Origin of the sequence: Bacillus sp. AR4-2, from assembly GCF_008274865.1 — a bacterium.
GTDB lineage: Bacteria > Bacillota > Bacilli > Bacillales > Bacillaceae_G > Bacillus_A > Bacillus_A cereus.
In genome coordinates this window covers 3,357,480-3,370,695 of the sequence record NZ_CP031062.1, presented here as the reverse complement: position 1 = coordinate 3,370,695, position 13,216 = coordinate 3,357,480, and the positions used below count along the sequence as shown (strand labels likewise).

Genomic DNA, 13,216 nt, shown 5'->3' with positions numbered 1-13,216 from the left:
TTTCTATCTCTGGGTATGATGGGTAGTAATACTTAGGTGAGAGGGGAAAAGGTGATGAAACAAAGTAAAGAAGAGTTTATAAAGAGTGAAGGCGCTGATTTCCCTGGGAAAACATATGTGGATTGTGTATTACAACATGTATTTCATTTTCAAAGAAATTACTTATTGAAAGATATGTTTCAAGTGCATAAAGCACATATTACGATGCTGACGGAAGAAAATTTAATGAAAAAGGAAGAAGCTAAAGTTATATTACACGCATTAAAAAAGGTAGAGGGAATTCCAGAAGAGCAATTGCTCTATACAGAGCAGCATGAAGATCTCTTTTTTTTAGTCGAACATTTAATTTCTCAAGAAGCGAAATGCGATTTTGTAAGTAATATGCATATTGGTAGAAGTAGAAATGATATGGGCGTAACGATGTATCGCATGAGTTTAAGGCGATATGTATTACGATTAATAGAACATCATTTGTTATTGCAAGAAAGTGTACTGCAACTTGCCGTTGATCATAAGGAAACGATCATGCCAGCTTATACACATACACAACCAGCACAGCCAACAACATTTGGTCATTATACGTTAGCAATTTATGATACGATGCAAAGAGATTTAGAACGAATGAAAAAAACGTACCAGCTTTTAAATCAGTCTCCAATGGGGGCAGCTGCACTCTCTACAACAAGTTTCCCGATTAAACGAGAACGAGTTGCTCATCTACTTGGATTTACAAATGTAATTGAGAACTCATATGATGCTGTTGCTGGAGCGGATTATTTATTAGAAGTTAGCTCGCTACTTATGGTAATGATGACGAATACGAGTAGATGGATTCATGACTTTTTGTTGTTAGCAACGAAAGAATATGAAGGTATTACTGTTGCAAAGCCTTATGTACAAATCAGTAGTATTATGCCGCAAAAACGAAATCCGGTTTCAATTGAACACGCTCGTGCAATTACGAGTAGTGCTTTAGGAGAAGCATTTACAGTATTTCAAATGATTCATAATACACCATTTGGTGATATTGTCGATACGGAAGATGACTTGCAGCCATATTTATATAAAGGGATTGAAAAGGCAATTCGTGTTTTTTGTATGATGAATGCAGTGATCCGAACGATGAAAGTAGAAGAAGAAACGTTAAAAAGTCGTTCCTATAAACATGCAATAACGATAACGGATTTCGCCGATGTTTTAACAAAAAACTATGAAATTCCATTTCGGCATGCTCATCATGCAGCAAGTGCTATTGCAAATATGTTATTGGAGCAGAAAAAAGAACTACATGAATTACACTTCAAAGAGGTAAATATGTACTTGCAAGAACATTTTAAAATAAATTTATTAGAAAAAGAGTGGAAAGAAATTATATCGCCAGAAGCTTTTATTCAAAAAAGAAATGTATACGGTGGACCGAGTAAAAAAGAAATGAATCGTATGATTAAAAATCGACAAGAGTCATTTCGAAAAGAAGAAGATGTATTTGAAAAGGAAAAACAGAGAATTTTACAAGCTGAAAATGCTTTGAATACATTAGCTTTGAATATTATTGAATCGTAAAAGAGGGATTTAATGAATTAATCGCCAATACTTAATTAAAATATAAATAGAGAGAAGAGATTGTCGATGATTCAATTACATGTATATGAAGAGATTTTTCATTTTAAAGAAGATGTTACACCATTTCTAGAAAAGAATGAGCAGGAAAACAATCTCATATTAGGTGTATTACAAATGGTCCAACAACCAACATTTATGGGGATAGCGAAACAAGGAGAAGAAATTGCGGTTGTATTTCTGCAAACAGAAGAGAAGAAACAAATCATTGTTGCAACTTCTGAAATTGCGGGAGTAACTATTGAGGAACTTGCAAAAGAATTAACGAAAGTATATCCGGATATTCCTGGATTGATCGGTAATAAGAAAATTGTACAGAAATTAGCGGAAGAGATTGCAGTATTAGAAAATAAAAAAACGCATGTTGCAATGGAGCAAGGTGTGTATGAGTTGAACAGAGTAAAGAAGAAGTGTAATGCGAATGGACTTTTTCGAGCGGTAAATAATGATGAATTACCATTAATAGAACAGTGGATATATCAATTTTGTGAAGACGTAAAGCTTCCTACTACGAAAGAAGAAGCAAAACAAACTGCGTATACATTAATAACTACAAATCGACTGTTTGGTTTGGAAGTGGATGGGAAACTCGTTTCTGTAGCTGCAAAAACGAGACCAACTAAAAATAATATAACAGTTAATTTTGTATATACGCCGAAAGAAGCAAGGAAAAAGGGATACGCATCTAAGTGTGTAGCAGCACTTAGTCAACGTATGTTAGATGAAGGGTATAAGACGACTACGTTATATACTGATTTAGCGAATCCGATATCGAATAAAATTTATCAAGAAATTGGTTATGAGAAAATTGCGGAGTCTGTGCTTATATTTTTAGAGAAGTAAAACAAAAAGGTGTGCTATTTTAGCACACCTTTTTGTTATTCATCAATTCTAATAATCTCGCCTTGAGGGAAGTCCTCAGTTTCTAGTAAGTTACGAATAGCTTTCGCAACATATTCAGGTGATAATAGTTTTCCTTCTTCTTTTAATGCAATGAAGCGGTCCAAGTTTATGAAATCTTCTTTATTTGTTTCACGAATTTGTGATTGCATATTAGTATCAACAACGCCAGGTGCAAAAGCGACGATTTTTACTGGATATTCTTTTTCTGCTTCTTCAGTTGCTACGCACTGTGTAAACATATTTACACCAGCTTTCGTTGTACAATAAGCGCCCCAGCCAAAGTAAGGATTTTTTCCTGCACCAGATGAAATGTTAATAACGCGTTTATCTACTTTCCAGTCTTTCGTATGTTTCATAAATGTAGATGTAAGAATCATAGGTGCAAGTAAATTAATGTGAACGTTCGTAATGAATTGTTCGCTTTCAGCTTTTTCGATTGGCTTCATAGGTGCAACTGTACCCGCATTATTAATTAAATGAATAGAGGATACATTGTCTTTTTTAATAGATGAAATGATCTCTTTAAAGTTAGTTTCTAAGTTATGTACATCTTGAAGATCTAGGGAATGAAAAATGCAATTGCTGTTATATTGCTCTGCAAGTTTCGTAAGCTCTTTATTTTCTCTTCTAGAAATAGAGATGACAGTTGTATTTTTTTCTAATAATTGCGTAGCGATTGCCTCACCTAAACCTTGTGAAGTTCCTGTTATGATAACGTAGCGCATAGTTTTATAAACCCCTCTCATATGTGCGGAATTTTGTTGGACAACGTACATTGTATAGTTTGTCTACATTTTATAGTATAGAGCACTTTTTACTATAATTGAAATGAGATGATTGTGTGCCTTTTATAAATAGGTTTACGACAACAGTACCTGGTGCCGTCACGTTTACTGGGAATACGCTGGGACTTAGCCCTACATCACCTGCACCAGGTAATATTTTTGGTACACTTGCTGTGTTTACGACAGTAAATACAGCATTGCAAGTACCAGGGTTCCCAGCAGGGACAACAGATGAATGGCAATTGAATTCTTCAAGTGCAATTTTAAATCTTCCAGCGGGAAGCAGTGTATTATATGCAGAATTAGTTTGGGCTGGTACTTTCCGGACTGATACGGAAGATGTGTTACCATTTTTAAATGATAACATTACATTTACAACGCCAGCAGGGACGTTTTCTGTTACGCCAGATCCTGCTACCGCGCAGCAAGGTTCAGTAGGAAATCAGTTTTATTATGCTCGCTCTGCCAATGTAACGAATCTTGTTAGTGCAGGTGGGGCAGGCACATATACAACGGGTGCTGTGCCAGCTGCAAGAACTTCAGCCGACCCAACAATCAGTCGTTCAGCTGGATGGACGCTTGAGGTTGTGTATCAAAATGCAAGTTTACCACTTCGAAATTTGTCAGTATATGCAGGTCAAGAAATTATCGATGCTTCATCCCCGCCAGTTGATGCTACAATTTCAGGTTTTGCTACGCCGGCAACAGGAGCTGTTACAGGAAGAGTGCTCGTAACTGCTCAAGAAGGTGATTCTAACATTGTTGGAGATCAACTTCGCTTTGGGCCGAATGCAAATGCTACAGTTGCATTATTCGGACCGAGAAATCCTGCGAATAATTTCTTTCAGTCACAAATTTGTAATGACAGTGGAAATTTAGATACGAGCGGCACGTTTGGAGATTTGAATCAGCCGTTAGGGGTAGCTTTGGCCGTCCGAAGACAGGGGTGGGATATTACGAATGTAGATGCCTCCTCATCTTTAGTAAACAGTCAAACATCAGCAACGGTTCGATTTGTTACAAATGGAGATGGATACGCTGCAGCTGGTTTTGGTGTTCAAATTGATGCAACAGGTCCAATTATTAATCCTGTTAAATCAGTTAATAGAACAGTCGCGGGGGTAGGGGATACTCTCACTTATACAATTACGGTCCCAAATACAGGAACAGGAAGTGCAGAAAACGTTGTATTACGTGATAGTATTCCGAGCGGAACGACGTTTGTTGCAGGTAGTGTTACGGTAGGGGGAGTAACACAGCCGAATGCAAACCCTGCTAATGGAATTAATTTAGGCACAATCCCAAATAACACGCAAAGAATTGTTACATTTCAAGTTCGAATAACATCATTCCCGAATCCCAATCCTATTTTAAATCGTGCAATGGTGTCATATCAATTCCGTCCCTTCGTTGGTAGTCCTCCTATTACAAGTACGTCTTCTTCAAACACAGTACAAACGACAGTGAATCAAGCAACTATAAGTATGCAGAAATCTGTAGATTTACAGACGGCAACGCTTAATGATGTATTAACGTACACAGTTAATGTCACAAATAATGGAAACGTCACTGCGAACAATGTTATTTTTGTTGATAGTATCCCTGCTGGAACAACATTTGTCGCAAATAGCGTTACGGTAAATGGAGTAGCGCGTCCAGGAGCGAATCCAGCAAGTAGTATTAATCTTGGAAGTATTAATGCATCGCAAACGACTGTAGTGCGCTTTCAAGTTCGAGTAACATCGAACCCTCTTGTCAATCCAATTCCAAACCGTGCGAGTGTAACATTTACCTTTACTCCAGTGCCTGGTCAACAACCAGTTTCAGGGCAAGCGACAAGTAATACTGCAGTTACGACAATTAATATAGCTGATATAGCAACGAGAAAAACAGTGGATAAAGCTTTTGCAACGGTTAACGACGTTCTTACGTACACGGTAACAATTCAAAATACAGGAAATGTACTTGCAACGAACGTTATTTTTCAAGATCCGATCCCAATTGGAACGACATTTATCGTAAATAGTGTGACTGTGGATGGGGTTTCACAACCTGGGGTAAATCCAGCGACTGGGTTTACAGTAGCTAATATATCTCCTGGCGGAAGTAGGACTGTTACATTTCAAGTACGAGTAACATCTACACCATCGGGAGGTACGATTGCGAATCGCGGAAATGTATCTGCTAATTTCGTCGTTATTCCGAATCAGCCACCGATAACAATTAATAGACAAACGAATACAGTTGTGACACAAGTTAATACAGGCGGTTTAAATGTAATAAAAGAAGTAAATACAACGCAAGCGGCGGTAGGGGATACTTTAACGTACACAATTGCCGTCCAAAATACAGGGAACGTTCCGTTAACAAATGTATTTTTCCAAGACCCTATTTCTTCTGCTGTTTCATTTGTTGCAAATTCTGTAACAATTAATGGAGTACAGCAAAGTGGACTAAATCCGAATACAGGATTCTCTCTTCCGAATATTCCTGCGGCTCAAACGGTTGTAGTCACATTTGACGTAGTAATTGTACAGAATCCAGAAAATGAAGATATTTTAAATCAAGCAAATGTAACAGCAAGCTTTCAAGTGAATCCGAATGAACCACCAGTAACAATCAATGTACCGAGTAATGTTGTGAATACGACAGTACAATCAGGAAACTTTGAAGTTGTGAAAGCAGTCAATACGGATGTTGCAACGGTAGGAGATGTTTTAGTATATACAATCGAAGTTATAAATGCAGGTAGTGTACCAGCTGCAAATGTATTTTTCCAAGATTCAATTCCACAAGGGACATTATTTATTGAAAATAGTGTATTGGTTGATGGTGTTTTACAAGAGGGGGCAGATCCAGGACTAGGATTCCCATTAAATGATTTACCTACTGGCGCGAGTGTAATTATTTCATTTGAGGTATTAATTGATGAAATTCCACCAGGGAATAATGTTGTAAATAACGCGAATGTAACTGGAGATTTTCTTGTAAATCCAACAGAGCCACCAATTACTGTGACGGTTCCAAGTAATACTGTTATGACAGTTGTGAATTCCTCAGGGTTAAATGTAATGAAGAGTGTAAGCGCTACTGAAGCAGGTGTAGGAGATACACTAACATATACAGTTGCTATACAAAATAGTGGAACGGTAGTAGCGACAAATGTATCATTCCTTGATCCGATTCCAGCTGGAACCACTTTTGTAGCGAATAGTGTAACGATAAACGGGACACCTCAACCAGGTTTAAACCCGACAACTGGATTTCCACTTGCTAATATTCCAGTAGGAGGTATGGTGACGGTCACTTTTCAAGTGACAATCACGAGTGTACCACCAAATAGAGTTCTTCCGAATAATGCGAATGTCACTGCTGATTTCCAAGTAAGTCCTCTCCAGCCACCAATTACAATTGTAACGATTAGTAATATTGTTGTGACGCGAGTGAATGTAGGATCACTTAATGTAATGAAGAGTGTAAATACACCACAAGCCGGTGTAGGAGATACGTTAACGTATACGATTCTTATTCAAAATACAGGAACTGTTCCTGCAACGAATATTGTTTTTCAAGATCCAATTCCGTCTGGTACTGCCTTTGTAGCAAATAGTGTGACGATAAATGGAGTCGTACAGCAAGGCGCGGATCCTATGGCAGGATTCCCGGTACCAAATATTCCGGTCGGGCAAACGGCTACCATTACGTTTCAAGTTACAGTGACGGGTGTTCCGAGCGGTGGAAATATAAGAAACCAATCGAACGTTACTGCAAGTTTTCTTATAAATCCAGCAAACCCTCCAATAACGACTGTTACAAATAGTAATTTTGTAGTGACGCAAGTAAACACAGCACAGTTAAATATACAAAAATCTTCATCTGTACAACAAGCAGCACTTGGAGAAACTTACACGTATTCTGTTGTCATTCGAAATAACGGTACAGTAACAGCAACGAATGTCTCTTTCCTTGATCCAGTTTCTCCAGAAACAACATTTGTAGCAAATAGTGTAACGATAAATGGAACGCCACAACCTGGATTTGACCCAAATGTTGGTTTCCCGCTTCCTAATATTGCAGCTGGAACAGCATTGACAGTAACGTTCCAAGTTACGGTAGTTGCACCGTCTACACGTGGAGCAGTATTAAATACAGCATCTGCTACAGCCACTTTCTTATTAAATCCTTTACAACCACCTGTAACAACAACGAATTCAAGTAATACAACGGTAGTTACAATACCGTTACCTCCTCCTGGTGAAGTAACAGCAACAAAAACAGTTGATGTTGCAACTGGGGCTGTTGGGGATGTATTAACGTATACCGTGCTCATTTCAAACGTAGGAATTATCCCTGTTACAGATGTGTTCTTCCAAGATGTCATACCAGAAGGAACGACGTTTGTTGACAATAGTGTAACGATAGGTGGAGTGCAGCAACTTGGTTTAAATCCAGAAATAGGATTTACAGTTACGCCATTATTAATCGCTGGTGGAAGTATTGAGGTCACATTCCAAGTGACGATTACAGAAATTCCAGATAATGAAGTCATATTAAATGATGCAGACGTTACATTTACTTCACAACCAAATCCGCAGGAACCACCGATTACGGAAACGATATTAACGAATTTAGTCGTTACGACAATTAATATAGCGTTTATTTTTCCAGTGAAAATAGTAGATAAGGAAGTAGCGACTGTAGGAGAAATATTAACGTATGATGTATTGATTTTTAATTTCGGAACAGTGCCAGCGACGAATGTTCAATTTATCGATACTACTTCCGCCGGTGTAGCATTCGTACCAGGAAGCGTGAGTATAAACGGGGTACCAGCACCAGGATTAGATCCTTTCATTGGTTTTACAGTTCCAGATATACCTGTAGATGATTTTGTACTCGTCACATATCAGGAAGTGGTTACGAGCATACCAGAAGGTGGAACGATTGTTAACTTTGTAGATGTTACAGCTACGTTTGCTGTAAGTGAAACAGAGCCGCCTATTACGGAAACGACGACAAGTAACACGACATTAACAGAAATAAATGAATCTGGTTTGAATGTTTTAAAATCAGTAAGTCAGCCGGTTGTTGCAGTAGGCGATACAATCACATATACAACAGTAGTTCAAAATACGGGAACAGTGATAGCGACGAATGTTCAATATAGTGATGTATTACCATCCTCTATAACATTCGTACCGAATAGTGTAACGATAAACGGTGCGTTACAGCCTGGATTAGACCCTAACACTGACTTCTCACTTCCGGATATAATTCCAGGTGAAAGTGTAGAAGTCACATTCCAAGTAACAGTTGTTAGCGTTCCGTCAAACGGAACAATTGCCAATACGGCAAATGTTACCGGAAGCTTTATTTTAGTACCAGGAGAACCACCAGTTATAGTAAATCAGCCAAGTAATACAACACTCACAACTGTAAATAGAGGACGCTTTAATGTTATTAAACAAGTAAATAGAGCCGCTACTCTAGTTGGAGATGTATTGACGTATACAGTGCAAATAACGAATACAGGAACAGTAACAGCTAACAATGTTCAGTTTATTGATACGATTTCAACAGGTGCGTCATTTGTACCAAATAGTGTAACGATAAATGGAGCTCCGCAACCAAACTTAAATCCGATTACTGGATTTGGAGTTGGAGATATCCCAGTTGGTGAAACAGTTATAGTGACGTTTCAAGCGACAGTTACAAACATCCCGTCATCAGGAACAATTACGAACGTTGCAAATATAACAGGAAGCTTTACTTTAGTGCCAGGAGAGCCACCGGTTGTAATAACAGAGCCGAGTAATACGACGATAACTAGAGTGAATAGAGGACGATTCAGCGTTATAAAATCTGTAAATAAAGAAGCGACACGATTAGGAGATACGTTAACGTATAGTGTGCAAGTTACAAATACGGGAACGGTAACAGCGACGAACGTTCAGTTTAGCGATGTTCCATCACCTAGTTTAGAATTCGTTCCTGGAAGTGTACAAATAAATGGGATTCCGCAAGTAGGTTTAGATCCATTTGTAGGCTTTGTATTGCCTAATCTTGCAGTAGGGGATAGCGTATTAATTACATTTGAAGTAAATGTAATCGCAGTTCCGCCTTCTAGTAGCATTATGAATACAGCAAGAGTAACGGGTGATTTTGAATTAATTCCAGGAGAACCTCCGTTTACAATTACGAATTCAAGTAATACGACAGTCACACCAGTAAATAGAGGCAGTTTAGATATGCAAAAAGAAGTAGATCATTCAATTGTTGGAGTAGGAGAAACAGTAAAGTATACGGTTCGAATATTAAATACTGGTACTGCTGATGCGATGAATATTCAATTTATCGATGTCCTATCTCAGGAAGCTGTTTTTGTACCAAATAGTGTAACTGTAAATGGAGTAGCTCGTCCGGGAGTAAATCCGCAGGTTGGATTTACGATTGTAGACATTCCAGTCGGTGAGACGGCGATTGTAACATATGAAGCTACGATTACAAGTTTTCCAGATGGTGGTACAGTAGTGAACGTTGCTGGGGCGTTAGCAGAATATATTTTAGTACCAGGGGAGCCGCCAGTTACAGTGATGGATACGAGCAATACCGTTATAGTGACGGTAAATACTGCAATCTTATTTGTTGCAAAAGGAGCAAACTTTGAAGTAGCAATGATAGGGGATGTTGTCACTTACGGAATCGCTGTTATAAATGATAGTACAGTTCCTGTGACCAACATTGTGTTAACAGATATCATTGATCCGAATACGCTATTTATAAATGGCACGGTAACGGTAAATGATGTATCTTTTCCATTCGCTAACCCGAATACTGGTATTCCGTTAGGTGATTTTCAGCCAAATGATGCAGCAATTATTAATTTCCAAGTTGTAATAATAGGAGGGCAAATAAATAATTTAGTTACAAATACTGCTACAGCGAATGGGCTTGCAACTGTAAATCCGAATGAGCCGCCATTAGTAGTTGAAGGTGATAGTAATACAGTTGTTATCCCGTTTATTCCTCAAAATGTCTCAACGACAGTCGTAAAAACGGCAAATTTACAGGCAGCAACAATTGGAGATGTTATTACGTTTACGACAGTTATTACAAATACGGGGGATACAGCAATACAAAATATTCGTTTTCAAGATATGTTAGATAGTAGTGTTCAATTTGTTCTTGGAACTGTAACGGTTGATAATACGCCAGTGCCAAATGTAAACCCAGTATCAGGATTTATTATAGGAAGTTTAAATCCTGGTGAAGCAAGGACAGTTTCGTTCCAAGTAGCAGTACAGAGCGCGCCAAATGGTTCAGGAAATTATATAAATCAAGCGAGTATTCGTTTTGAACATCAAGTAGGCACAGTGTTGCCACCTGTTACACAAATAGTAGAAAGTAACATAGTTGTCATTCCATTTGTTCCAACAATTGAACAAATTTGCGAAACGAATCTTAATTGCTTAGGGAAAATTCCTTTTCAATGTTCTCCGTGTGATCATTTGTAAATAAAGAAAAAATAAATGAAGAAAGAGCATCCTGTAAGAGAAGGATGCTCTTTCTTCATTAATCATGTAGATTCTTTTTCGGGCGAGGTGAAAAATTCGTCGATTTTGTCGGAAAGTAGTAATGGAATAGCTCCTTTTATAACAGAAATGTCCCAGTCCCACCATGCAAGATTCTCTAGTTTGTCAATTGTTTCTTGCGGGAAACGATATCGAATAAATTTTGCTGGATTACCAGCCACAATTGCATATGGAGGGACGTCTTTTGTAACAACACTTTTTGCACCAATAATGGCACCGTTACTAATTGTAACACCAGATAAAATGCAGGATTGATAACCAATCCATACATCATTGCCAACTACGATATCACCTTTTGAAGAAGGGTGACCAGTAATATGTGCTCCTTCATCAAAAAGTGCATTAAATGGATAAGTTGTTATCCAGTCTGCGCGATGTTCACCGCCAAGTATGAAAACGACTTCTTCTGCTAATGAACAAAACTTACCTATTTTTAATTTTGTTTCATCGTTCCAAGAAAAAATGGTTGGCCCTACTTTACTATAAGTATAATCACCAATATCATATTTATTATATTCAGGTTTTTGATTTAAATATAACATGCTTCTTCAGCCTCCTTTCTCAATTAAGCGATACGTATGGAATATTATATGCAGGATGTAGTAATGTGAACTGTATTAATAGGTGAAATGAACAAAAGGGAGTGGGATGTATGCGATACGAAATGGGTTTATATAATAAACCGTTTCAGTCAATTCAATCAGGGAAAAAAGTATATGAAGTACGCCTATACGATAAAAAACGTCAACTAATAAACAAAGACGATGAAATCGTATTTACGAATCTTACGACAACAGAAATGATGACGGTAAAAGTAACGGAAATAAAGCGATACGAGAGCTTTAAATCTATGTATGAACAAATTGATAAAAAATTATTGGATTGTGAAAATGATAGTTTAGAGGAAATGTTAGAAAGTACATACAAAATATATACGAAAGAACAAGAAAAAGAGTGGGGAACAGTTGCGATTCGTATTGAGGTAATAAAATGATAAGAAATCGCGGAGCCGCTATCATTGTACAGGAAGGAAAAATCGCTCTTATAAAACGTATTCGAGAAGAGGAAACATATTATGTTTTTCCTGGCGGAGGGATTGAGGAAGGTGAAACGCCTGAAGAGGCAACGAAAAGAGAGGTATACGAAGAATTAGGGGTACATATACAAGTGGAGCACCTTATTGCAAAGGTAAAATATAAAGGAAATGAATATTATTATGCTGCCTATATTACAGGCGGAGTGTTCGGAAGCGGAACAGCTGAGGAATTTCAGCTGGAAGGTAGGGGAAATTATATTCCGTTATGGCTACCGATAAACGAGTTGGAAAAAGTGAATATAAAACCTTATGAAGTGGTCAGAAATATATTTAATCATTATAAAATATAACGTCTGACAACATACAAAAAAAACCATTGACATAGTCTTCTGATTTAAGTATTGTATTCGAGTATGTTTATAATCAGGAGGTTTATATGAGCAATCAAACTACTACACATCATGTGAAAATGACAACAGCGGATCCATCTGGAATTGGTCTATTTGGATTAGCGATGGTAACACTTGTAGCATCATCTCAAAAGTTAGGCTTAACAGATGGCGTTTCACTTGTATTACCGTGGGCAATCTTTTTAGGAGGATTTGCACAAATCTTTGCTTGCATTCATGATGCAAAGCATAACAATACATTCGGTACAACAGCATTCGGTGCGTACGGTCTATTTTGGCTAGGTGTTGGAATGACTTGGTTAATTCAACTTGGAGTATTTGGCGAAAAATTAGCACAAGCTGCAGATTCAAAACAGCTTGGTGTAGCCTTTATCGGATATTTGATTTTCACAATCTTTATGACAATTGGTGCAATGGAAACACATAAAGTATTATTTATGATTTTCGTCCTTATTGATTTCTTATTTATCGGTCTTTCATTAAGTACTTTAGGTGTTATGCCGCATGCAATGCATAATTTAGCAGCATATTCTGAACTTCTTATTTCGTTATTATCTTTCTACGGTTCAGCAGCAGCAGTGTTAAATACACACTTCGGAAAAGTTGTTTTACCAGTAGGAAAGCCTTTTGGTATTTTTAAAAAATAATAAAAAAGCACAGATGATTGTATAGTCATCTGTGCTTTTTTATTTATTCCGCTCTTTGTGGGCTGTCTGAAAAAGCCTGATTGGTGAGGACTCATTAAACTTTCACTTTATCCTGCTATTTGCTGGGCAGTAAGCCCCCCCGCCTCAAAATTCAGCGGAAACAAAGAAGTTAGGTGGGAGATGAATACCCTCACTTTATTTGAAATAAGTAATGTGAAATGTA

General features: G+C 37.7%; 8 protein-coding genes. 6 read left to right on the top strand and 2 right to left on the bottom strand.

The genetic code is table 11. The annotated features are described in order from the left end of the window. Positions 1-54: 54 nt before the first annotated feature. Positions 55-1,563: an argininosuccinate lyase gene (gene argH / locus DN399_RS17305; protein WP_016123210.1), complete on the top strand. Its 1,509-nt coding sequence runs from the start codon at positions 55-57 to the stop codon at positions 1,561-1,563. 66 nt (positions 1,564-1,629) lie between these two features. Next, positions 1,630-2,463, top strand: coding sequence for a GNAT family N-acetyltransferase (locus DN399_RS17300; RefSeq protein WP_000615382.1), 834 nt, complete (start codon positions 1,630-1,632; stop codon positions 2,461-2,463). Positions 2,464-2,498: 35 nt separating this feature from the next. Here DN399_RS17300 and DN399_RS17295 read toward each other — a convergent pair whose 3' ends face one another. Next, positions 2,499-3,248: a (S)-benzoin forming benzil reductase gene (locus DN399_RS17295; RefSeq protein ID WP_001271056.1), complete on the bottom strand. Its 750-nt coding sequence runs from the start codon at positions 3,246-3,248 to the stop codon at positions 2,499-2,501. A gap of 116 nt (positions 3,249-3,364) precedes the next feature. On the opposite strand from DN399_RS17295, the gene DN399_RS17290 reads away from it, so the two are divergent. Continuing rightward, on the top strand, positions 3,365-10,822 hold the full coding sequence (locus DN399_RS17290; RefSeq protein ID WP_149149858.1) for a DUF11 domain-containing protein: 7,458 nt from the start codon (positions 3,365-3,367) through the stop codon (positions 10,820-10,822). Between the two features lie 62 nt (positions 10,823-10,884). Here the strand turns inward: DN399_RS17290 and DN399_RS17285 are convergent, their stop codons facing one another. After that, on the bottom strand, positions 10,885-11,442 hold the full coding sequence (locus DN399_RS17285; RefSeq protein WP_016123208.1) for a CatB-related O-acetyltransferase: 558 nt from the start codon (positions 11,440-11,442) through the stop codon (positions 10,885-10,887). Positions 11,443-11,552: 110 nt separating this feature from the next. Here DN399_RS17285 and DN399_RS17280 point away from each other — a divergent pair, with 110 nt between their 5' ends. The 3 genes from DN399_RS17280 to DN399_RS17270 all read left to right on the top strand — a co-directional run bounded on the left by DN399_RS17280 (position 11,553) and on the right by DN399_RS17270 (position 12,993). Then, positions 11,553-11,894: an ASCH domain-containing protein gene (locus DN399_RS17280; RefSeq protein WP_001268359.1), complete on the top strand. Its 342-nt coding sequence runs from the start codon at positions 11,553-11,555 to the stop codon at positions 11,892-11,894. After that, complete coding sequence (locus DN399_RS17275; RefSeq protein ID WP_000620831.1) at positions 11,891-12,286, top strand: NUDIX hydrolase; 396 nt, start codon at positions 11,891-11,893, stop codon at positions 12,284-12,286. Before DN399_RS17280 ends, DN399_RS17275 begins: the two co-directional genes overlap by 4 nt. An 86-nt stretch (positions 12,287-12,372) precedes the next feature. Next, positions 12,373-12,993: an acetate uptake transporter gene (locus DN399_RS17270; RefSeq protein WP_000070938.1), complete on the top strand. Its 621-nt coding sequence runs from the start codon at positions 12,373-12,375 to the stop codon at positions 12,991-12,993. Positions 12,994-13,216: the final 223 nt, after the last annotated feature.

What these genes read in the sequence shown, in the direction of transcription:
- argH (WP_016123210.1), top strand. Translation starts at nt 55, where the DNA reads ATGAAACAAAGTAAAGAAGAGTTTATAAAGAGTGAAGGCGCTGATTTC.
- DN399_RS17300 (WP_000615382.1), top strand. Translation starts at nt 1,630, where the DNA reads ATGATTCAATTACATGTATATGAAGAGATTTTTCATTTTAAAGAAGAT.
- DN399_RS17295 (WP_001271056.1), bottom strand. Translation starts at nt 3,248, where the DNA reads ATGCGCTACGTTATCATAACAGGAACTTCACAAGGTTTAGGTGAGGCA.
- DN399_RS17285 (WP_016123208.1), bottom strand. Translation starts at nt 11,442, where the DNA reads ATGTTATATTTAAATCAAAAACCTGAATATAATAAATATGATATTGGT.
- DN399_RS17280 (WP_001268359.1), top strand. Translation starts at nt 11,553, where the DNA reads ATGCGATACGAAATGGGTTTATATAATAAACCGTTTCAGTCAATTCAA.
- DN399_RS17275 (WP_000620831.1), top strand. Translation starts at nt 11,891, where the DNA reads ATGATAAGAAATCGCGGAGCCGCTATCATTGTACAGGAAGGAAAAATC.
- DN399_RS17270 (WP_000070938.1), top strand. Translation starts at nt 12,373, where the DNA reads ATGAGCAATCAAACTACTACACATCATGTGAAAATGACAACAGCGGAT.